The following is a 21431-nucleotide window of genomic DNA, read 5'->3' as shown; positions in this document are numbered from 1 at the left end:
TCCTGCAAGGGGCGCGGCCTGCGCTGCGCCCCGAAATCCTCAATTCACGCGGCGGTCTTGCCGCCGGCAAGCGTCGCCGCCTGCCCTATCCACTCATCACGGCCGATCCGGCCCTTGAAGCCGAGATAGTCGTCCGCCCAGGCCACCTCTTCCGCCGTCCAGCCGGCGATCTGGCCGTAGGTCCAGATGCCGAGGCCGTTCAGCACCTGCTCCAGCTTCGGACCGATGCCCGAAATGGCCTTCAGATCGTCAGGCGCTTCCGGCCTTTCGATCGATGCAGGCTGCCTGAAATCCTCAGGCTGAAGCCCCACCGGCGCTTCTTCGACAACAGCAGCCTCGACAACCACCGGATCGGTCGCAGCAGCAGCCACCGGCTCGGCCTCGGCTTTCTCCAGCTTGCGCGCCAGGGTTTTCACCTCGGCGATCAACGAAGCAGTCTCAGCTTCCGCCCGCTTGGCCGCCACACCAGCCGGTTTGGCCCGCGTCGCACCGGTGAAATCGCCGAAGTCGGGCGAAAACAGCCGCTGCGCAGCCTCTGACGCACCAGTCACGGCCCCGATCCAGACGCCCATGGCGTGACTGGCGAGGCCTACACTCAGCGCCGAAGCAGCAGCGATTCCAGCGGCGGGGTGCACCATGAGGTTTGCCTTACCGGCAAACTCCTTGGGCAGCATCGCCACGAAGTCCCTGTTCATCTGCTCCAAACGTTCCATCTCAGGCACTGCACTTTCGGGAATGGGAAATGTCGACATTGGTAGCTCCTTGTCGCCTTCGCCGTTCGCCTCTGCCTCGTCGTTTCCTATTTCGGACCTTTGGCCCGCACTTTCTGACTTAACCTCTACTCAGCCGCCACCAGCACCGGCTCGGCGCGATGCGAATTGCGCGAGAACTCGTCGATGCGCCGCTCGATCTCCGGGCGGAAGTTGCGGATCAGGCCCTGGATCGGCCATGCGGCCGCGTCGCCCAGCGCGCAAATCGTGTGGCCTTCCACCTGCTTGGTGACGTCGAGCAGCATGTCGATCTCGCGCTTGTGCGCTTCGCCGCGCACCAGGCGTTCCATGACGCGCCACATCCAGCCGGTGCCTTCACGGCACGGCGTACACTGGCCGCAGCTCTCGTGCTTGAAGAAGTAGCTGAGCCGCGCGATCGCCTTCACGATGTCGGTCGACTTGTCCATGACGATCACGGCGGCCGTGCCGAACGACGACTTGCGCTCGCGCAGTCCGTCGAAATCCATCGGGCAGTCGATGATGTCCTCGGCCTTGACCAACGGGCACGACGCACCGCCGGGGATGACGGCCAGCAGATTGTCCCAGCCGCCGCGAATACCGCCACCGTGCTTTTCGACCAGTTCGCGGAAGCTGATGCCCATGGCCTCTTCGACCGTGCAGGGCGTGTTGACGTGGCCGACGAGCATGAACAGCTTGGTGCCTACGTTGTTCGGACGACCGATGCCGGAGAACCAGGCAGCGCCACGGCGCAGGATTGTCGGCGCTACAGCGATCGACTCGACGTTGTTGACCGTCGTCGGGCATCCATACAGGCCGACATTCGCCGGGAACGGCGGCTTGAGACGCGGCTGGCCCTTCTTGCCTTCGAGGCTTTCGAGCAGCGCGGTTTCTTCGCCGCAGATATACGCACCTGCGCCGTGATGGACGTAGATGTCGAAATCGTAGCCGTTCTTGTTGTTCTTGCCGATCAGCTTGGCGTCATAGGCCTCGTCGATGGCGCGCTGCAACGCTTCGCGCTCGCGGATGAATTCGCCACGCACATAGATGTAGGCAGCAACAGCACCCATGGCGAAACCGGCGAGCAGGCAACCTTCGACCAGCGTATGCGGGTCATGGCGCAGGATGTCGCGGTCCTTGCAGGTGCCCGGCTCGGATTCGTCGGCATTGATGACGAGATAGGACGGACGGCCGTCAGGGTTGCTCTTGGGCATGAACGACCACTTGAGACCCGTCGGGAATCCGGCGCCGCCGCGACCGCGCAGTCCCGACGCCTTCATCTCGTTGATGATCCACTCGCGGCCCTTTTCGATGATGCCGGCGGTGCCATCCCAATGGCCGCGCGACATCGCCCCAGCCAGCGACTGGTCGAAGCGGCCGTAGATGTTGGTAAAGATGCGATCCTTGTCTTCAAGCATGTTCTTGCTCCTCAGACCGGCTTCTTGCCGAAGACGCGGATGTATTCGGCCACGCCACCCTTGGCGAACGCCTTGGCCTGCTTGACCCAGTCGTCACGCTCGATGCGACCCTTGAAATTCAGATAGCCGTCGACCCACTCGCGCTCGGCCTTTTTCCACGATGCCACCTGGGCAAAGGTGAAGATGCCGAGCTCGTGCAGGGTGCCCTCGATCTTCGGGCCGACGCCCGAGATCAGCTTGAGGTCGTCGACAGCAGCAGGCTTGGCGATGCCGGCCGGGCGGTTCTTGTCTTCCAGCAACGGCTTGGCCACGACAGCAGCCGTCGGCGCAGCGACGCTTGCAGCCTTCTCGGCGGCAGGTGCTGCCTTGACCTTCGACGGCGATTTCACCGCCGGGCTGGTCTCGATCGCGTCGGTCTTGGGCTTGGCCGCATTGGACGGCGGAACGACGGCCTCGACGGCAGCTGCCTTGTTAGCCTTGGAAGCGGCCTTGGCTTCCTTGTCGCGGGTCGTCTTGAGAACGCCCTTCTCATCCCTGAGCGAGGTGAACCCGGTCAACGGCGCGGAGAAAACGCGGCCGGTCTGCGGACCGGTCTTGACCTGGTCGCCCTTGCCGGCTTCGAACAGGTCGATGATCTCGGCCAGACGCTCCGGCGTCAGGTCCTCGTAGGTATCCTTGAACACCATGACCATCGGTGCATTGACGCAGGCGCCAAGGCACTCGACCTCTTCCCACGACAGCGTGCCCGCCTCATTGGTGTGGAACTGGTCGTGATGGATCTTCGAACGGCACACTTCCATCAGCTCTTCCGAGCCGCGCAGCATGCACGGTGTGGTGCCGCAGACCTGGATATGGGCGCGCGTGCCGACCGGCTTGAGCTGGAACTGCGTATAGAAGGTCGCGACTTCCAGCGCGCGGATGTATGGCATATCGAGCATGTCAGCGACATGCTCGATGGCAGCCTTCGTCACCCAGCCGTCCTGCTCCTGCGCCAGCATGAGCAGCGGGATGACGGCGGACTGTTCGCGGCCCTTTGGGTACTTCTTGATCCAGGTCTTGGCCTGCGCCGTAAACGCCTTGTTGAAGGCGAATGACGCTGGCTGGACGCTGGCTTCTGCGAGACGGCGGACTGACATGATATTCGCTTTGCTTGTCTCTTAGTTTCTTGAGCTATCCGCGCGGTAACACCGCTCGGACTGCGCCAAAATACACACAAACTCTTCCTTGCCGAGAGCAAGGCGAACGTAGCTTTCGTAGCGATCGCCGAGCCAGCGCACGACCTCGGCGCGAGGACGGGGCATGCCCGGCACCTGGGCGACGAACTCCTCCGCCATCACGGAAACCCGGGATGTCTCCATCCGGTCAACACCGAAGGACCTCTCAACCAACAACTCGCCATTGGCAATCGGGCGAAAACCATCAACGAGCAGGGCCTTCGACGACACAACAGATGAAGACGCGGGCTCGCCTGCTGAGGCTGCACAGGGCGCCAGCATCGACATGAGCGCTGTGGTTAACATCCGTCCCATGATTAGCGGTCGACCTCACCAAACACGATGTCGAGGGAGCCGAGAACGGCCGAGATATCCGCCAGCATGTGGCCGCGGCACAGGAAATCCATCGCCTGGAGATGGGCGAAGCCCGGCGCGCGCAGCTTGCAGCGGTATGGTTTGTTGGTGCCGTCGGCGACGAGGAACACACCGAACTCGCCCTTCGGCGCTTCGACGGCCGCATAGACCTCGCCGGCCGGCACGCGGTAGCCTTCGGTGTAGAGCTTGAAGTGATGGATCAAGGATTCCATCGAGCGCTTCATCGCCTGGCGCTTCGGCGGAACTACCTTGCCGTCCATGTTCGAAACAGGACCGACGCTTTCCTTGCCAAGCAGCAGATCGACACACTGGCGCATGATGCTTGCCGACTGGCGCATCTCTTCCATGCGGATGAGATAACGGTCGTAGCAGTCGCCGTTCTTGCCGATCGGAATGTCGAATTCCATCTCCGAATAGCACTCGTAGGGCTGGCTCTTGCGCAGGTCCCAGGCAGCGCCCGAACCGCGCACCATCACGCCCGAAAAACCCCAGGCCCAGGCGTCATCGAGCGACACCACGCCGATGTCGACGTTGCGCTGCTTGAAGATGCGGTTCGGCGTGAGCAGATCGTCGAGGTTCTTCACCGTCTGCAGGAACGGATCGATCCACTTGCCGATGTCTTCGACCAGCTTCTGCGGCAGGTCCTGGTGGACGCCGCCCGGCCGGAAGTAGGCCGCGTGCATGCGCGCGCCGCAGGCGCGTTCATAAAACACCATCAGCTTTTCGCGCTCTTCGAAGCCCCACAGCGGCGGGGTCAGCGCACCGACGTCCATCGCCTGCGTCGTGACGTTGAGCAGGTGCGACAGGATACGGCCGATCTCGGAATAGAGCACGCGGATGATCTGGCCACGCTTCGGCACATCGATGCCGAGCAGGCGCTCGACGGCCAGCGAGAACGCATGTTCCTGGTTCATCGGCGCGACATAGTCGAGCCGGTCGAAATATGGGATCGCCTGCAGATAGGTCTTCTGCTCGATCAGCTTTTCGGTGCCGCGATGCAGCAGGCCGATATGCGGATCGACGCGGTCGACGACTTCGCCGTCGAGCTCGAGCACCAGGCGCAGCACGCCGTGCGCCGCCGGATGCTGCGGGCCGAAGTTGATGTTGAAATTGCGGACGGAGGTTTCAGCCATTTCGGCGCCTCAATTCGTCTTGGCTTTTTCGTCGCCCGGCAGCACGTATTCGGTGCCTTCCCAGGGAGACAAAAAGTCGAAATTGCGGAATTCCTGCTTGAGCTCGACCGGCTCGTAGACGACGCGCTTCTGCTCGTCGTCGTAGCGAACCTCGACAAAGCCGGTGAGCGGGAAGTCCTTGCGCAGCGGATGGCCCTCGAAACCGTAGTCGGTCAGGAGGCGGCGCAGGTCGGGGTGGCCCGAAAACAGGATGCCGTACATGTCGTAGGCTTCGCGCTCGAACCAATCCGCGCCGGGAAACACCGACGTGATCGATGGCACCGGCGTGTCCTCGTCCGTGCTGATCTTGACGCGGATGCGCAGGTTCTGGCGCGGCGACAGCAGGTGGTAGACGACGTCGAAACGCTTGCGGCGCTGCGGATAGTCGACACCTGCGGCATCGATGAAGGAGACGAACTGGCACTGCACGTCGCTGCGCAGGAAGGTCATCACGTCGACGATGTCGGCGGCCTTCACCGTCAGCGTCAGCTCGCCATAGGCGACAACGCTTTCTTCGATGTCCGCATCGAGCTTTTCCGCAATGTAAGCGGCAAGGTCGTTCAGGGCTTCACTCATCTGGGATCACCGCTCGATCGTGCCGGTGCGGCGGATCTTCTTCTGGAGAAGAAGGATGCCGTAGAGAAGTGCTTCGGCGGTCGGAGGACAGCCGGGCACGTAGATGTCGACGGGCACGACGCGATCGCAGCCGCGCACCACCGAATAGGAATAGTGATAGTAGCCGCCGCCATTGGCGCACGAGCCCATCGAGATGACGTAGCGCGGCTCCGGCATCTGGTCGTAGACCTTGCGCAAGGCGGGCGCCATCTTGTTGGTCAGTGTGCCGGCGACGATCATCACATCGGACTGGCGCGGCGAGGCGCGCGGTGCGATGCCGAAGCGCTCAGCGTCATAGCGCGGCATCGAGATGTGCATCATCTCGACGGCGCAGCAGGCCAGACCGAAGGTCATCCACATCAGCGAGCCGGTGCGCGCCCAGGTGATCAGCGCTTCGGACGACGTGACGATGAAGCCCTTGTCCGAAAGCTCGTTGTTCAGGTCGCCGAAAAAGGCGTCGTCGGAACCGATGAGCTTGCCGGTGTTGGGATCGATGATGCCTTTCGGCTTCGGCGCGATCAGGGTGCCGGAGGCTTCGTTCAATCCCATTCCAGCGCTCCCTTTTTCCACTCATAGACAAAGCCGATGGTCAGCACGGCCAGGAAGATCATCATCGACCAGAAGCCGAGCATGCCGATCTCGCCGAAGGACACCGCCCACGGGAACAGGAACGCCACTTCGAGATCGAAGATGATGAACAGGATGGAGACCAGGTAGAAGCGAATGTCGAACTTCATGCGCGCATCGTCGAACGAGTTGAAGCCGCACTCGTAGGCAGAAAGCTTCTCCGGGTCCGGATTTCGGTAGGCGACAAGGAAGGGCGCCACGATAAGGGCGATGCCGACGAGTAGCGCCACACCGATGAAGATGACGATGGGCAGATACGAACTCAAGAGAGCGTTCATGCTGCGAATTCCGTTGGTGGCCTATCCACCAGATTTACAGCACGGTGTCCGTTTCCGGAAGCGCGACGAATTCTCGCCTGCCCTGACGAAACGGTCGTGCTGCAATGCGGCGACGGTTAGCGCAGCCGGTCGGGCGAAGCAAGCCCAACCTTGTCCAAAACGGGGCAAAGCCCACCACTGGACCAAAATCCTGCGCGTGTGGCTCCTGTTTGATTTCCTTCGTCTTTTACTCAAGTTTACACTCCTGACAAGACCGGAACCGCGGTTCTGCTAGCATTTGCAGCAAAGACCGATTCTGATGCCCTTGCGTCACTCATCCGGAGACTGCGATAGCTTGCCGCAATGAAGGAAAAACTCTCGCTTCCTACCGCCCGCCGCATTGCACTCGCGGCCCAGGGATTTGCCGATCCGCGCCCCACCGGTACGATCACCCGGCGCCACCTGCAACGCGTGCTCGGCCGCATCGGCCTGCTGCAGATCGACTCGGTCAGCGCCGTCGTGCGCGCCCACTACATGCCGCTCTATTCGCGCCTCGGCCCCTACCCCATGGCGCTGCTCGACGATGCTATGCAGCCAAAGAAGCGCATGCTTTTCGAGTACTGGGCGCATGAAGCCTCCCTGCTGCCGTTGGAGACCTTTCCGCTTTTGCGCTGGCGCATGGCGCGGGCCGAGGACGGGATGTATGGCGGGCTTTCCAAGTTCGGCCGTGCGAACAGGCCCTACATAGAAGAGATCTTTCGCCAGGTTGTCGACCGCGGTCCGATCGCCGCGTCCGACATCGAAGGCGCCAAGGGTTCCGGCGGCTGGTGGGGCTGGAGCCAGGAGAAGCATGCATTCGAATGGCTGTTCTGGGCCGGCCGCATCACCACCCATTCGCGCCGTGGCTTCGAGCGCCTTTACGATCTGCCCGAACGCGTCCTGCCTTCGGAAATTCACGCACTTCCGGTCCCGGCTCCGGCTGATGCGCATCGCGAACTGCTGCGCATCTCGGCGCGCGCCCATGGCGTGGCGACCGCGATCTGCCTGCGCGACTATTTCCGCCTGTCGCCTGCCGACATGAAGGGCCGCCTCGAAGAACTGGTCGAGATGGGCGAACTGATTCCCGTGCGTGTCGAGGGCTGGGATCGACAGGCCTATCTCCATGCCGAGGCCCGCATCCCGCGCAAGGTCCACGCACGCGCCCTCCTCGCCCCCTTCGACCCGCTTGTGTTCGAGCGCACGCGCGCCGAGCAGCTTTTCGACTTCCGCTATCGCATCGAGATCTACACGCCGGCGGAGAAGCGCCAGTACGGCTACTACGTTCTGCCCTTCCTGCTTGGCGAGCGCATCGTCGCCCGCGTCGACCTCAAAGCCGACCGTCCGGCGGGCGTGCTGCGTGTCCATGCCGCCTATGCCGAGCCTTGCGCGCCTGCGGACACGGCAAGCGAACTCCACGAAGAACTGAAGCAGATGCGCGACTGGCTCCGCCTCGAACGCATCGAGGTGACACCTGCCGGCGACCTCGGACCTGATCTGAGCGACATTGTTGGTCGTTCCATTGCGTTGACTCCACCCCACGCGAAAGCCTAAATCGCCGACAGACGGTCCTTCGCCCGCAACGGCGGAGGCTAAGAGGGAATGCGGTGCGGCGCTTTGGCGTCAAATCCGCGGCTGTCCCCGCAACTGTAAGCGACGAGCCAAGGCCGGTAACCACTGGGATGTCTTCCCGGGAAGGCGGTGCGAAGGCGACGACTCGCGAGCCAGGAGACCTGCCGTCTCAAACATTGATCCGATCGCCTGGCGGGTGTCCCAGGCAAGGAGCCTGGTATTTTGGAACTCGACGGCAATCTCTCGGTCGAAATTCTGGACGCATCCTGCGATGCTGCCGACGACGCGCGCTCCGCGGAAGTGACCATCCTCGTCTGCTCCTCCTGCCGCGACGAAACCGGGTCGGACGCCCATCCGCGCGCAGGAGAAAGACTTGCCGAATCCGCCCGCCGAACTGCGGCCAGCGAAGGCATCAACGTCCTCACTGTCGAATGCCTCGGCAACTGCAAGCGACGCCTGAGCGCAGCACTGATCCGCGACGGCGCATGGAGTTACATCTTCGGCGACCTCAGCACGACGTCGGGCGAAGACCTCGTCACCGGCGCAAAGCTTTTCGCCACCTCGACCGACGGCCTCATCCCCTGGCGCGGCCGTCCCGACAGCCTCAAGCGCGGCCTCGTCGCGCGCATTCCTCCCCTCGCCCTTATCAAGGAAGACAAATGACCGCCTCCGTCGAACGCGTTCCCTGCACCGTCGTCACCGGCTTTCTCGGCGCCGGCAAGACCACCCTGCTCCGCAACATCCTCGAGAACTCCAAGGGCAAGCGCCTCGCCATCATCGTCAACGAGTTCGGCGATGTCGGCATTGACGGCGAGATCCTGAAGGGCTGCGGCGTTGAAGCTTGTCCCGAAGAAAACATCGTCGAACTGGCCAATGGCTGCATCTGCTGCACCGTCGCCGACGACTTCGTGCCCGCCCTCGACCAGATCCTGTCGCTTTCGCCGAAGGTCGACCACATCCTGATCGAAACCTCGGGCCTGGCGCTGCCCAAGCCGCTGGTCCAAGCCTTCCAGTGGCCGAGCGTGAAAAGCCGCGTCACCGTCGACGGCGTCATTGCGGTGGTCGACGGCCCCGCTCTCGCCGCCGGCAAGGTGGCCTCCGATATGGAGGCGCTCGCCGCCCAGCGCCGCGCCGATGATTCGCTCGACCACGACGACCCGGTCGAGGAGGTATTCGAAGATCAGGTCGCCTGCGCCGACCTCATCATCCTGTCCAAGAGCGACCTGCTCGACGAAGCCGGCCACGCCCGCGCCACCGCCATCGTCGGCGAGCACCTGGCACGTGCCGTCAAGATCGTGCCGTCGGCGCACGGCAAGGTCGACCCCTCGGTGCTGCTCGGCCTCGGCCTCGCCGTCGAGGACGACATCGAAAACCGCAAGACCCACCACGATGGCGCCTTTGACCACGAGCACGACGACTTCGACACCTTCGTCATCGAGATTCCGTCGATCGCCAATCCGGATGAGCTGGCGAAGCGCGTGGCTACCGCCGCCGAGGAAGAGAACGTGCTGCGCGTAAAGGGCTTCGTCGACGTCGGCGGCAAGCCGATGCGCCTGCTGGTCCAGGCCGTCGGCCCGCGCGTCAACCACTACTATGACCGCGCCTGGACCGCCGACGACGACCGCCGTTCGCGCCTGGTCGTGATCGGCCTCAAGGGCCTCGACCGCCCGGCCATCGAGCGTATCCTGGTCGGCTGAACCGGACAGCCTGGATGCACATCCTCACCACCACATCCGCCTCGCTCGACGATTTGATCGAGCCGGTCGACCTCAGGCAGAAGCCTGCGGATGTGGTGGCGCTGTCCTTCACCGACAGCGACCTGGCGGGCCTCGCCAACGCCTGGAAGGCGGATGCGGCAAACCTGCCGTCGATGCGGCTCGCCAGCCTGCGCGACCTCCGGCACCCGATGTCGGTCGACCTTTGGATCGACAGTGTCGCAAGCCACGCCAAGGTCATCCTCGTCCGCATCCTCGGCGGCCATGACTGGTGGCGCTACGGCTGCGACCGGCTTGCGGCGGTGGCCCGTGAAAGGGGTATCGCGCTGGCGCTGCTGCCGGGCGAAAGCCACGACGAGGATTTGCGGCTGATCGAGGCGTCGACGCTGCCCCGAACAGAACTCGACGCGCTGCTCGGCTACTTCCGCGAGGGCGGACCGGAAAACATGAAGGCGCTGGTGGCGCGGCTGGCCGGACTGGCGGGCAGCAAAGGTGCCGTCGCAGCACCGGTCGCAGTGCCGAAGGCGGGGGTCTATTATCCGGAGTTTGGTATTGTAGGTGATTTGGAAGCCTACTTACCCAGAAACGATAGCGCTCTGTCGCGCCCCCCTCTGTCCTACCGGACATCTCCCCCTCAGGGGGGGAGATCAGCTGAGGCACGGCTTTCGCCAATCGCCAATGCTGCAAGAGAGGCGCTGTCGGCCAAACCGCCAATCTCCCCCCTTGAGGGGGAGATGTCCGGCAGGACAGAGGGGGGCGGGAAGGATCGCAACCTCGCCCGAGTTGTGCCCATCCTCTTCTACCGCTCGATGCTTCTGGCTGCCGACGTCGCGCCCGTCGACGCTCTGGTCGAAGCACTGAGGGCAAAGGGCCTGCACCCCGCCCCGATCTTCGTGTCGAGCCTGAAGGACAGGGAATCGCTTGCCTTCGTCGAGACGGCTTTGGCGCAGCTGACCCCCGCAGCCATCGTCACCGCCACCGCTTTCGCCGCCGGCGCCGAGCCGGGCACGGAAACGCTGTTCGACCGCGCCGGCGTGCCGGTGTTCCAGGTCATCGTTGCCACCACACGCCGCGAAGCCTGGGCAGGCAGCCTGCGCGGGCTGGCGCCTGCCGATCTCGCCATGCATGTGGTGATGCCAGAATTGGACGGCCGCATCCTCGCCGGCGCCATCTCCTTCAAGGCAGAAAGCGAGGTCGACCCGGCACTCGGCTTCCGCGCCTTCGCCAACCGGCCCGAGCCCGACCGCGTCGAGCAGGTCGCCCGCCGCATCTCAGCACACCTCAGGCTGCGCGAGACGCCGCGCGAAAAACGCAAGCTCGCGATCCTCGTCCCCGACTATCCCAGTGCGCCCGGCCGCACCGGCTATGCCGTCGGCCTCGACGTACCCAACAGCGTGCTCGCCATGCTGCACGACCTCAAGGACGCGGGCTACGGCGTTGAATCGATTCCGGAATCGCCACGCGCGCTGCTCGACCTGATCAAAAAAGGCGGCCAGGGCCTCTCGCTGACCGAGTATGTCGAACTGTCCGCCGGTTTGCCGGCCGAAGCGCGCGATTCTGTTGCCGCCGCCTGGGGAACGCCGGACGACGAAGCGGCAGACGCAAGACAACGTCAGCGGTCTACGTTGCCCCTCTCTGTCCTGCCAGACATCTGCCCCACAAGGGGGGGGATTGGCAGCTTCGTCGACCTCGCCCACCCGGCAACGCCAAAGATTGACGCAGGTCGCGATGCCGGCCTGATCTCCCCCCTCGTGGGGGAGATGTCCGGCAGGACAGAGGGGGCCAACGTAGAGCAAGAGACATCCGCTTCTGCTCGCAGCACGCAATCCTTCCCCTTCCGCGCCGCAACCTTCGGCAATGTCACCGTCGCCCTCGCCCCCGACCGTGGCCGCTCCGCCGATCGCCGAGCCGACTATCACGACCCGACGCTGCCGCCCCGCCACGCGCTGCTTGCCTTTGGGCTGTGGATGCAGAAGTCGCTTGGCATCCATGCCATCGTCCATGTCGGCGCCCATGGCACGCTCGAATGGCTGCCGGGCAAGACGGTCGCGCTGAGCCAAGCCTGTTTCCCCGAGATCGTCACCGGCTCGCTGCCGGTCGTCTATCCCTTCATCGTCTCCAATCCGGGCGAGGCAGCCCAGGCCAAGCGCCGCATTTCGGCGGTCACGCTCGGCCATCTGCCGCCGCCGCTTGCTGCCGCAGGTCTCGACGAGAACCAGCACAAGCTCGAGCGTCTGGTCGACGAATACGCTCAGGCCGATGGTCTCGACCGCCGCCGACGCGACCGGCTGGCCAAGCTGATCGTCGAGACGGCGTCGCAGACTGGCCTTGCCGCCGAGGCCGGCGTCGCCAACACCGACGCGCCGGACGAAGCGTTGCGCCGCATCGACGCCTGGCTCTGCGACCTCAAGGATTTCGCCATCAAGGACGGCTTGCATATCTACGGCCGCGCGGCCGAAAACGAGCAGGATGGCGTCCGCTGCGAAAGCGCCGAGGCCGAGCGAAAAAACCTGATCGCCGCCCTCGATGGTTACCACGTCAAGGCTGGCCCTTCGGGCGCGCCGGCGCGTGGCCGTACCGATGTTCTGCCCACCGGCCGCAACCTGTTCACCTCCGACCCGCGCACCATGCCGACGCCAACCGCCTTCGATCTCGGCAAGGCTGCGGCCGACGAGGTGATGCGCAGTTATCTCCAGAGCCATGGCGACTGGCCGCGCGCGCTGGTCATCGACCTGTGGGGCAGCGCTTCATTGCGCACCGGCGGCGAGGAAATCGCGCAGGGCCTGGCGCTGATGGGCTGCCGACCGCAATGGGATGCCGCAACCGGCCGCGTCACCGGCATCGAGGTGTTGCCGCCAGCCGCCCTTGGCCGCCCGCGCGTCGACGTCACTTGGCGCATTTCGGGCCTGTTCCGCGACATGTTCCCGACCCAGATCGCGCTGATCGACGCCGCTGCCCGCGCGGTTGCCACCCGCGACGAGGACGATTCGGAAAACCCGCTTGCTGCCAGCACCCGCGCGGCGGGAAAGGTTGAGCCGCGCATCTTCGGTTCATCGCCGGGCACTTATGGCGCCGGCCTCGAAGACCTTCTGTCGACGGGTGACTGGGCCACGCGCGACGAACTCGGCCGCGCCTATCTCGACGCCGCCTCGCACGCCTATGGCGGCAGCGACGGCGAAGGCTTCTCCGCACCCGGCGCCTTTGCCGGCCGCATCGCCGAGGCCGATCTTCTCGTCCACACCGGCGACGACCCCGGCCGCGACATTCTCGAAGGCTCCGCCGATGTCGCCTTCATCGGCGGTTTTTCGGCAGCATTGGCAATGCTCGGCAGGAACGCCGACGTCATCGTGCTCGACACATCCGACCCGCACAAGCCGCGCACGCGCTCGGTCACCGAAGCCGTCGGCCGCGTCGTCCGCGCGCGTGCCACCAACGCCCGCTTCATCGCCGGCCAGATGCGCCACGGCCCGCGCGGCGCATCGGAATTCGCCGAGACCGTCGACCGGTTGATCGGCTTTGCCGAGACCACCAACGCCATTCCGGGCGCACTGATCGAGGCCGTCCACGACGCCTATGTCGGCGACGACGCGGTTCGCGCCTTCATGCTGCGCGAGAATCCGGCGGCAGCAAAATTCATCGCCGAGCGTTTTGCCACCGCACGCCGGCGCGGCCTTTGGCATCCGTTGCGCAACTCGATCGACGACGATCTCACCGCCCTGATCGCCGAGGCGCAGGCCCGGGAGGTCGCGGCATGACGAGTTTCTCCCGTCGCGGCGCCTGCCCCGCTTTGTCCGCGCCGATGCAGACCGGCGACGGCCTTTTGGTCCGGATCAATCCGCTCGCTGGAGAACTCGCGCCCAACACCTTGATCGGACTCTGTGAATCCGCCCAGCGCCATGGCAACGGCATCGTCGAGGTCACCGCGCGCGGCAGCATCCAGATCAGGGGCCTGACGGCGGCGAGCGCCTGCTTGCTGGCCGAGGAAGTCGATTCGCTCGGCATCGCGGTGCGTAGCGGCGTGCCGGTCGATACAAGCCCGCTCGCCGGGATTGATCCGATGGAAATTGCCAATCCCGCACCGTTGGCCGCAGCCATACGTTTGGCCATAGCTGAGGCTGGCCTCGCCAGGCGCCTCGGCCCCAAGGTATCTGTCGTCGTTGACGACCGTGGCCAGATCGAGCTTGGCGCCATCATGGGCGACGTCAGGCTTGTCGCAGTGGATGGCGAACATTGGCGCCTGTCGGCGGCTGGCGATGAGACTACAGCGCGCTTGGTCGGTGAGTTTGATGCAGGTGCTGCCTGCGTGGCCACGCTCGGCATCCTGCGCGCAATTGCGGCGCTCGGCCGGCAAGGCCGCGCACGTGACCTTGAGACGGTGCGTGTCGCCACCAAAGGACCGGAAGCCTCTCATTCCTTCCCACCCCCCTCTGTCCTGCCGGACATCTCCCCCACAAGGGGGGAGATCAGGCCTGCATCGGCGCCTGCGCTCGCGGGGGAAGCGAAGCACGAAGCCTCGCCTGGGAACGTCGTACTTTCGACCACCGACACGGTTGCAGAACGAACGGAAGCGCCGAAGCTGCCAATCTCCCCCCTTGTGGGGGAGATGTCCGGCAGGACAGAGGGGGGCGCGAAGAAACGCAACCTCTCGTCAGATGCTGTCAGCGCAAATGATTCAAATTCTGAACACTCCCGCGCAACCGATTCATCCCCAATCGGAATCCTGCCGCTCACCGATGGCCGAATCGCGCTCGGCATCGCCCTGCCCTTCGGCAGCATCGACGCCGCCACCCTGATCGACTTCTGCATTGCCGCGACCGAACACGGCGCCACCGGCATCCGCCCTGCCCCGAGCCGAACCCTTCTCATCATGGGCCTCGACCGCGCCGCCGCCGTCACGCTCACCGCCACTGCCAAAACCCTCGGCCTCGTCACCTCGCCCACCGATCCCCGCATCCGCATTGCCGCCTGTCCTGGCGCGCCGGCCTGCGCGTCGGGCATGATCGCCGCCCGCGACGTCGCCGCCGAGATTGCAGCAGACTTCGGCTCAGGCCTCGACCCCACACTCTCGCTCCACGTCTCCGGTTGCGCCAAGGGCTGCGCCCATCCCGGCCCAGCGGCGCTGACCATCGTCGGTGACGAAAAAGGCGCGGCATTTGTCGTCGGCGGAACGGCGAAGGGCCTTCCGGCCGCCTACACCGCAGGATATGAAGCCGCGCGCGGCATGGGCCGCCTCACGAAATTGCTCGCCCAAGCGCGCAAGCCGGACGAAAATGCCGCCGCTTGCCTCGCAAGGTTGGGCGCAAAGCGCCTCGCGCAAGCTCTGGCACAGGAATGAACATGGCCGCCTACGACTACATCCATGATGGCACGGCCATCTACGAACGCTCCTTCGCCATCATCCGCTCGGAGGCCAACCTATCGCGCTTCTCCGAGGCCGAGGCCGATGTCGCCGTGCGCATGATCCATGCCTGCGGCCTGGTCGAGGCCGCCGAGCACTTCGTCTTCTCGGAGGACTTCGTCTCCGCAGCACGCAGCGCTCTGAAGGCCGGCGCGCCGATCTTCTGCGACGCCGAGATGGTAGCGCGCGGCGTCACCCGCACCCGCCTGCCCGCCGACAACGAAGTGATCTGCACCTTGCGCGACCCGCAGACGGCCGAGATCGCACAAAAGGTCGGCAACACCCGTTCGGCTGCGGCAATTGACCTGTGGGGTGACCGGATGGCTGGTTCTGTGGTCGCCATCGGCAACGCGCCGACCGCCCTGTTCTACCTGCTCGAAAAGCTGCGCGACGGCGCACCAAAACCCGCCGCCATCATCGGCATGCCGGTCGGCTTCGTAGGTGCTGCCGAATCCAAGGACGCGCTGGCCGAGAATTCTTATGGCGTGCCTTATGCCATCGTGCGCGGCCGCCTCGGCGGCAGCGCCATGACGGCTGCAGCCCTCAACTCCCTGGCGAGGCCGGGCGTATGAGCGCTGCCACTGCAAAGGGCCGCCTGATCGGCGTCGGCACCGGACCCGGCGATCCCGAGCTTTTGACGGTCAAGGCCGTGCGCGCGCTGGCCGAGGCCGACGTGATCGCGCACTTCGCCAAGCGCGGCGCCAACGGCAACGCCCGCACCATCACCGATGCGCATTTCCGCGACGGCGTGATCGAGCTGCCGCTCGTCTATCCCGTTACCACCGAGATCGACAAGGATCACGACGACTACCGCTCAGCGATCACTGGCTTCTACGAAGAGTCGGCCCAGACCGTGGCCGCCCATCTCGACGAAGGCCGCACCGTGGCGATCCTGTCGGAGGGCGACCCCTTGTTCTACGGCTCCTACATGCATCTGCATGCGCGCCTGTCGCATCTCTATCCGACCGAGGTCATCCCGGGCGTCACCGCCATGTCCGGCTGCTGGTCGCAGACCGGCGTGCCCATCGTCCAGGGCGACGACGTTCTGTCGGTGCTGCCGGGCACGATGAGCGAGTTCGAGCTCACCCGCCGCCTCGCCGACACCGACGCCGCCGTCATCATGAAGGTCGGCCGCAACCTGCCCAAGATCCGCAAGGCCCTGGAAGCGACCGGCAAGCTCGGCCGCGCCCTTTATGTCGAGCGCGGCACCATGCCGAACACGCAGCACATGAAGCTGGTCGACAAGACCGATGACAAGGCGCCCTACTTCGCCATCGTGCTGGTGCCCGGCTGGGCCGGCAAGCCGGGAGCGGACAATTGAGCGGCCGCCTCGTCGTCATCGGCCTCGGCCCCGGCAATCCGGACCAGGTCACGCCGGAAGCCAGCCGCGCGGTATCAGAGGCCAGCCATTTCTTCGGCTACAAGCCTTATCTCGACCGGCTCGACCTGCGCCCCGACCATACGCGCGTCGCCTCCGACAACCGCGAGGAGATCTCCCGCTCCAACGCCGCCCTCGAAATGGCCGCCGCCGGTCACAATGTGGCTGTCGTCTCCGGCGGCGACCCCGGCGTTTTCGCCATGGCAGCTGCGGTCTGCGAGGCGATTGAAGCCGGCCCCAGGGAATGGCGCGACATCGATCTGGCGGTCGTTCCCGGCGTCACTGCGATGCTGGCCGTCGCGGCTCGTGTCGGCGCGCCGCTCGGCCACGACTTCTGCGCCATCAACCTGTCGGACAATCTGAAGCCGTGGGAACTGATAGAGCGCCGCCTGGCGGCGGTCGCCCAGGCCGGCTTCGTCATTTCGCTCTATAACCCGATCAGCAAGGCTCGTCCCTGGCAGCTCGGTAGCGCGTTGGAGACGCTGCGCGCTCACCTGCCAGCCGCGACGCCCATCATCTTCGGCCGCGCCGCCGGCCGGCCCGACGAGCGCATCCAGATTTTCACGCTCGGCGAAGCCGCTGCGGAAAATGCCGACATGGCGACCTGCGTCATCATCGGCTCGCCCGAGACGCGCCTGATCGAGCGCGACGGCAAGCCACCGCTGGTCTACACACCGCGCTTTTCCGCCGGGGCAGCGAAATGATCGACCATCTCGGCCATCGCAGAGACGCTGGGAGCCGACGGCACCTCGGGCAGCTGCGGCCGGCAAAACAGGATCACCTCGATGCCGAGCTGCCTGGCCGCCGCGATCTTGCCGTAGGTCGCCTGCCCGCCGCTGTTCTTGGCGACGATGACGTCGATCTTTTGCGCCTCGAGCAGTGCCCTTTCATCCGCTTCGCGAAACGGCCCGCGCGCCAGGATATAGGTCGCTTCAGGCACGCCGAGCGGCGGCTCGATCGGATCGACGCTGCGAATGACATAGGCATGCTGGGGGGCGGTCTCGAAGGCCGCGACTTCCTGCCGGCCGAGCGCCAGGAAAACCCGGCACGGCTTGTTGCCCAGCGCACCTACGGCCTCTTCGGCATTGTCGACCAGCGTCCAGAGATCGCCTTCGACGGGCTCCCAGCCCGCGCGGCGCAGGGCGAAAATCGGCACACTGGCAATCCGCGCCGCCTCCGCCGCATTGGCCGAGATGCGCGCCGCATAGGGATGCGTGGCATCGATCAGAAGGTCGGTCTTGTGCTCGGCCAGCCAGTCTGTCAGCCCCTGCGCGCCGCCAAACCCGCCCACGCGCACGGGCACAGGTTGCTCGACCGGCTTTTCAGTCCGGCCCGCCAACGAAAGGGTGATGTCGAGATCGCCACGCATAGCAAGCTTCGCCGCCAGCTGTCGCGCTTCGGTGGTTCCGCCCAGGATCAGAATGCGGTGGGTCATCATGCCTGCTGAGTTCGACGCACCGACGCAAAAATGGCTCACCGTCGTCGGCATCGGCGAGGACGGTGTAGCGGGTCTCGGCGACGAGGCCAAGCGCGCGATATCAGGCGCTGCCCACGTCTTCGGCGGCAAGCGCCATCTGACGCTCGCCGCCGAACTGATCCGCGGCGCAGCGCGGCTTTGGCCGACGCCCTTCGACAGCGAAATGCGCGATGTCGTTGCCCTGCGCGGCCAAAAAATCTGCGTGCTGGCCTCGGGTGATCCGTTCCTCCATGGCGTCGGCGTCACGCTCTCGCGTGTCGTGCCATCAACCGAGATGCGTGTCTTGCCCGCCCCGTCGGCCTTCTCGCTGGCGGCGTCGCGGCTTGGCTGGGCCCTGCAGGACATCGAGACGGTGTCGCTTCATGGCCACGCTATCGACCTGATCCGACCGCTGCTGCAACCGAGCGGGCGCGTCATCGCGCTGACCTCCGACGGCGAAGCGCCCGCACAGATCGCAGCACTCATCGCCGACAGCGGCTTCGGCGCATCGCGCCTGACAGTGCTCGAAGCGCTGGGCGGTGAAAATGAGCGCATCCGTGTCACGACCGCCGGTGGCTTCGATCTCGAAAACATCAACCCGCTCAACGTCCTGGCGCTGGAGCTTGAATCAAGTCCGCAGGCACGAACCCTGCCGTTGGCCTCGGGCCTTGCAGACGATCTGTTCGAGCATGACGGCCAGATCACCAAGCGCGATATCCGCGCCATGACGCTGTCGGCCCTCGCCCCGCGCCGTGGCGAGCTGTTGTGGGACATAGGCGCCGGCTCGGGCTCGATCTCCATCGAGTGGATGCTTTGCCATCCCTCGCTGCGCGCCATCGCCATCGAGCACAATGCCGAGCGCGCCGACCGCATCGAGCGCAACGCCAGTGCCTGCGGCGTGCCGGGCCTGAAGGTTGTCCGGGGTGCTGCACCGGACGCCTTGACCCGCCTGCCGACGCCTGACGTCATCTTCATCGGCGGCGGCGGTTCGAATGCAGGCGTCTTCGATACGGCCATCGCAGCCCTTCGTTCCGGCGGCCGCCTCGTCGCCAACGCCGTCACGCTCGAAATGGAAACGCTGCTGCTCGCCCGCCATGCCGCGCTCGGCGGTGAGCTTCTGCGCCTTCAAGTCTCCCGCGCCGCCCCTGTTGGCACGATGACCGGCTGGCGGCCGGCGATGCCGGTCACGCAGTGGAGCTGGGTCAAGCCATGATGGTCGCAGGCATCGGCTGCCGCAAAGGCGCGGCGCACGAAGACATCCTTTCGGCAATCGAAACCGCGCTCGAAGCGCATGGCCTCGCGGTTACAGCACTGACTGCGCTCGCCACCGCAACACTGAAGCGCGACGAACTGGGCATTTTGGCCGCCGCCCGGCGGCTCGACCTTCCTCTGCTTGTCATCGACGACGCGGCGCTCGGCTCCGCGGCGCCACGTACGCTCAGCCATTCGCAGGCCTCGCAGCAGGCCGCAGGCACGCCGTCCGTTTCGGAAGCGTCAGCCCTCGCCGCCGCCGGTGAAGGCTCGAGCCTGCTCGGCCCGCGCATAATCGTCGGCCCCGCCACCTGCGCCATCGCTACCTCTGGAGCCCCTGCTTGACCGTCCATTTCATCGGCGCCGGCCCGGGCGCGGCAGACCTCATCACCGTGCGCGGCAGCCGCCTGCTCGGCTCCTGCCCGGTCTGCCTCTATGCCGGCTCCATCGTCTCGCCGGAGCTTTTGACTTATTGCCCCGCCGAAGCGCGGCTGGTCGACACCGCGCCGATGTCGCTCGACGAGATCGAGGCCGAATATGTCGCCGCCCACAAGGCGGGCCATGACGTGGCGCGCCTGCATTCGGGCGATCTTTCGGTATGGAGCGCAGTCGCCGAGCAGATCCGCCGGCTGGACAGAAACGGTATCCCCTACACGCTCACCCCCGGCGTTCCCTCCTTCGCCGCGGCCGCGGCAGCGCTGAAGCGCGAGCTGACCATCCCGGAAATCGCCCAGAGTCTGGTGCTGACCCGCACGTCCGGCCGCGCCTCGAAGATGCCGCCTGGCGAAACCCTCTCGGGCTTTGCTCGCACCGGCGCGACGCTGGCCGTCCATCTGTCCATCCACGCCATCGACCAGGTCGTGACGGAGCTGACACCACATTACGGTCCGGATTGCCCGGTCGCGGTCGTCTTCCGCGCCTCCTGGCCGGACGAGCGCATCGTCAGGGGCACACTGTCGACGATTGCGGCCGAACTGGCCAAGGACCCGATCGAGCGCACCGCCATCATCTTCGTCGGCCAGTCGCTGGCGGCGGAGGACTTTCGCGAAAGCTCGCTCTACGACGCCTATTATCAGCGCCGCTTCAGGGGCCGCGACGGGCTATGAGAGGCGGCGAAGGGCGCATGCCCCATCAGTTCACCCTCACGGTTGAAGACCAGGATCTCGACGGCGATATCGGGATTGTCGAATACCGCCGCTGCCGTGCGCCAGGCAGCGCTTCCCACCGCGTCACCGATGGCGATGCCCGCCTTATTGGCCTCGATGAAGGCTTCCGCGACGGTGTTGGCACCTTTGATGCGAGCCTCGAGCGCGGCGTCCGCCCCGGCCTCGACAGCGACCGCAGCCAACCCGTCGAGATCGGCCGAGCCACGGCTCGAATGCAGGTCGAGCAGACCTTGCGCCAGCTTGGTCATCTTGGCGACGCCCCCGGCAATGGTGACCTTCGGCACCGGATGGGCGCGGACGTATTTCAGCATGCCGCCGACGAAGTCACCCATGTCGATCAGTTGCACCTCGTGCAGGCCATGGAATTTCTGGACCGCAATCTCGGAGGCGTTGCCGGTGGAGCCCGCGACATGCTCGAAGCCCATGGCGCGCGCCACGTCGACGCCACGATGGATGGAATGGATCCAGGCCGAGCAGGAATAGGGAATGACGATCCCCGTCGTTCCCAGGATCGAGATGCCGCCGAGGATGCCGAGACGCGGATTGAGCGTCTTCAGCGCCATCTCCTCGCCGCCGGCGACGGAAATCTCGACCTCGACATCGGCGCCCTCGCCGAGAACTTCAGTCACGACGCCGGCGATCATCTTGCGCGGCACCGGGTTGATCGAGGCTTCTCCCGGCGGGATCGGCAGGCCCGGCCGCGTCACCGTGCCGACGCCCTTGCCCGCCTTGAAGACAATACCGCTGCCGACAGCGCTTGGCCGCACCGTGCTCATCACGAGCGCGCCGTGCGTGACGTCAGGGTCGTCGCCGGCGTCCTTGACGATGCCAGCCATGGCCCAGCCGTCGCCGCGCTCGCTTTTCGCGAGCGCAAAGGCCACGTTCAGGCCGCCCGGCAAGGTGATTTCCACCGGATCGGGAAACTGCCCCGTCTTCAACGCCAGGCACGCCGCCTTGGTGGCGGCGGTGGCGCAGGCGCCGGTGGTCCAGCCGCGCTTGAGCGGACGATCTTCTTCATTCATGACGCGATCTATAGGCTTGCCGAGCCTGTGC

Annotated in this window: 21 protein-coding genes and 1 riboswitch; of the genes, 11 read left to right on the top strand and 10 right to left on the bottom strand. The window is 65.4% G+C overall.

Going from position 1 to position 21431, the window contains the following annotated elements:
- Nucleotides 1-44: 44 nt before the first annotated feature.
- The 8 genes from GGQ99_RS02740 to GGQ99_RS02705 form a co-directional block, all read right to left on the bottom strand.
- On the bottom strand, nucleotides 45-752 hold the full coding sequence (locus GGQ99_RS02740; RefSeq protein WP_246389389.1) for an NADH-quinone oxidoreductase subunit E: 708 nt from the start codon (nucleotides 750-752) through the stop codon (nucleotides 45-47).
- A gap of 86 nt (nucleotides 753-838) precedes the next feature.
- A complete protein-coding gene (nuoF, locus tag GGQ99_RS02735; protein ID WP_108607733.1) occupies nucleotides 839-2146 on the bottom strand; it encodes an NADH-quinone oxidoreductase subunit NuoF in 1308 nt (435 codons plus the stop codon).
- An 11-nt stretch (nucleotides 2147-2157) separates the two neighbouring features.
- Nucleotides 2158-3282, bottom strand: coding sequence for an NADH-quinone oxidoreductase subunit E (locus GGQ99_RS02730; protein WP_183260516.1), 1125 nt, complete (start codon nucleotides 3280-3282; stop codon nucleotides 2158-2160).
- A 21-nt stretch (nucleotides 3283-3303) separates the two neighbouring features.
- Nucleotides 3304-3648, bottom strand: coding sequence for a hypothetical protein (locus GGQ99_RS02725; protein ID WP_183260514.1), 345 nt, complete (start codon nucleotides 3646-3648; stop codon nucleotides 3304-3306).
- A gap of 29 nt (nucleotides 3649-3677) precedes the next feature.
- The gene (locus GGQ99_RS02720; RefSeq protein ID WP_183260512.1) at nucleotides 3678-4868 is read right to left on the bottom strand and encodes an NADH-quinone oxidoreductase subunit D; all 1191 of its coding nucleotides are present in this window, start codon (nucleotides 4866-4868) and stop codon (nucleotides 3678-3680) included.
- 9 nt (nucleotides 4869-4877) lie between these two features.
- A complete protein-coding gene (locus tag GGQ99_RS02715; RefSeq protein WP_108607730.1) occupies nucleotides 4878-5483 on the bottom strand; it encodes an NADH-quinone oxidoreductase subunit C in 606 nt (201 codons plus the stop codon).
- Nucleotides 5484-5489: 6 nt separating this feature from the next.
- A complete protein-coding gene (locus GGQ99_RS02710) occupies nucleotides 5490-6071 on the bottom strand; it encodes a NuoB/complex I 20 kDa subunit family protein (protein ID WP_108607729.1) in 582 nt (193 codons plus the stop codon).
- The gene (locus GGQ99_RS02705; RefSeq protein ID WP_108607728.1) at nucleotides 6062-6427 is read right to left on the bottom strand and encodes an NADH-quinone oxidoreductase subunit A; all 366 of its coding nucleotides are present in this window, start codon (nucleotides 6425-6427) and stop codon (nucleotides 6062-6064) included. Before GGQ99_RS02705 ends, GGQ99_RS02710 begins: the two co-directional genes overlap by 10 nt.
- 342 nt (nucleotides 6428-6769) lie before the next feature.
- Here GGQ99_RS02705 and GGQ99_RS02700 point away from each other — a divergent pair, with 342 nt between their 5' ends.
- From GGQ99_RS02700 to GGQ99_RS02665, 8 genes are all read left to right on the top strand, one after another.
- Nucleotides 6770-7996, top strand: a complete 1227-nt coding sequence (locus GGQ99_RS02700; protein WP_183260510.1) for a winged helix-turn-helix domain-containing protein — start codon at nucleotides 6770-6772, stop codon at nucleotides 7994-7996.
- Nucleotides 7992-8197: riboswitch (cobalamin riboswitch) on the top strand. (Overlaps the previous gene by 5 nt.)
- A 69-nt stretch (nucleotides 8198-8266) precedes the next feature.
- Nucleotides 8267-8677, top strand: coding sequence for a DUF1636 family protein (locus GGQ99_RS02695; RefSeq protein ID WP_425486787.1), 411 nt, complete (start codon nucleotides 8267-8269; stop codon nucleotides 8675-8677).
- On the top strand, nucleotides 8674-9711 hold the full coding sequence (cobW, locus tag GGQ99_RS02690) for a cobalamin biosynthesis protein CobW (protein ID WP_108607726.1): 1038 nt from the start codon (nucleotides 8674-8676) through the stop codon (nucleotides 9709-9711). The genes GGQ99_RS02695 and cobW overlap by 4 nt, the downstream gene beginning before the upstream one ends.
- 14 nt (nucleotides 9712-9725) lie before the next feature.
- Complete coding sequence (locus GGQ99_RS02685) at nucleotides 9726-13484, top strand: cobaltochelatase subunit CobN (protein ID WP_183260508.1); 3759 nt, start codon at nucleotides 9726-9728, stop codon at nucleotides 13482-13484.
- 44 nt (nucleotides 13485-13528) lie between these two features.
- Nucleotides 13529-15064, top strand: a complete 1536-nt coding sequence (gene cobG / locus GGQ99_RS02680) for a precorrin-3B synthase (RefSeq protein ID WP_425486773.1) — start codon at nucleotides 13529-13531, stop codon at nucleotides 15062-15064.
- Nucleotides 15065-15066: 2 nt separating this feature from the next.
- Nucleotides 15067-15699 carry a precorrin-8X methylmutase gene (locus GGQ99_RS02675; protein WP_108607723.1) on the top strand — a complete coding sequence of 211 codons (633 nt, stop codon included), beginning with the start codon at nucleotides 15067-15069 and terminating at the stop codon, nucleotides 15697-15699.
- Nucleotides 15696-16448 (top strand): precorrin-2 C(20)-methyltransferase, encoded by a 753-nt coding sequence (locus tag GGQ99_RS02670; protein WP_108607722.1) that lies wholly within the window; start codon nucleotides 15696-15698, stop codon nucleotides 16446-16448. Before GGQ99_RS02675 ends, GGQ99_RS02670 begins: the two co-directional genes overlap by 4 nt.
- On the top strand, nucleotides 16445-17209 hold the full coding sequence (locus tag GGQ99_RS02665) for a precorrin-3B C(17)-methyltransferase (protein WP_183260503.1): 765 nt from the start codon (nucleotides 16445-16447) through the stop codon (nucleotides 17207-17209). The genes GGQ99_RS02670 and GGQ99_RS02665 overlap by 4 nt, the downstream gene beginning before the upstream one ends.
- Here GGQ99_RS02665 and GGQ99_RS02660 read toward each other — a convergent pair.
- On the bottom strand, nucleotides 17173-17940 hold the full coding sequence (locus GGQ99_RS02660) for a cobalt-precorrin-6A reductase (RefSeq protein WP_183260501.1): 768 nt from the start codon (nucleotides 17938-17940) through the stop codon (nucleotides 17173-17175). The two genes, GGQ99_RS02665 and GGQ99_RS02660, sit on opposite strands and share 37 nt — an antisense overlap.
- A gap of 1 nt (nucleotide 17941) precedes the next feature.
- Between GGQ99_RS02660 and cbiE the strand changes: the two genes are divergently transcribed.
- From cbiE to cobM, 3 genes are read left to right on the top strand one after another with little or no spacing between them, the layout of a single operon-like run.
- On the top strand, nucleotides 17942-19174 hold the full coding sequence (gene cbiE, locus GGQ99_RS02655) for a precorrin-6y C5,15-methyltransferase (decarboxylating) subunit CbiE (protein WP_183260499.1): 1233 nt from the start codon (nucleotides 17942-17944) through the stop codon (nucleotides 19172-19174).
- The gene (locus tag GGQ99_RS02650; protein WP_108607718.1) at nucleotides 19171-19557 is read left to right on the top strand and encodes a cobalamin biosynthesis protein; all 387 of its coding nucleotides are present in this window, start codon (nucleotides 19171-19173) and stop codon (nucleotides 19555-19557) included. The genes cbiE and GGQ99_RS02650 overlap by 4 nt, the downstream gene beginning before the upstream one ends.
- The gene (cobM, locus tag GGQ99_RS02645) at nucleotides 19554-20318 is read left to right on the top strand and encodes a precorrin-4 C(11)-methyltransferase (protein ID WP_108607717.1); all 765 of its coding nucleotides are present in this window, start codon (nucleotides 19554-19556) and stop codon (nucleotides 20316-20318) included. Before GGQ99_RS02650 ends, cobM begins: the two co-directional genes overlap by 4 nt.
- On the opposite strand, the gene GGQ99_RS02640 is transcribed toward cobM, so the two are convergent.
- Entirely contained in the window at nucleotides 20285-21400 is a 1116-nt protein-coding gene (locus GGQ99_RS02640) for a cobalt-precorrin-5B (C(1))-methyltransferase (RefSeq protein ID WP_246389387.1), read from the bottom strand. The genes cobM and GGQ99_RS02640 overlap by 34 nt on opposite strands.
- Between the last annotated feature and the right edge of the window lie 31 nt (nucleotides 21401-21431).

The organism is Aminobacter niigataensis (genome assembly GCF_014200015.1).
Classification (GTDB): Bacteria; Pseudomonadota; Alphaproteobacteria; order Rhizobiales; family Rhizobiaceae; genus Aminobacter; species Aminobacter niigataensis.
This window is presented reverse-complemented; position numbering and strand designations above follow the sequence as displayed.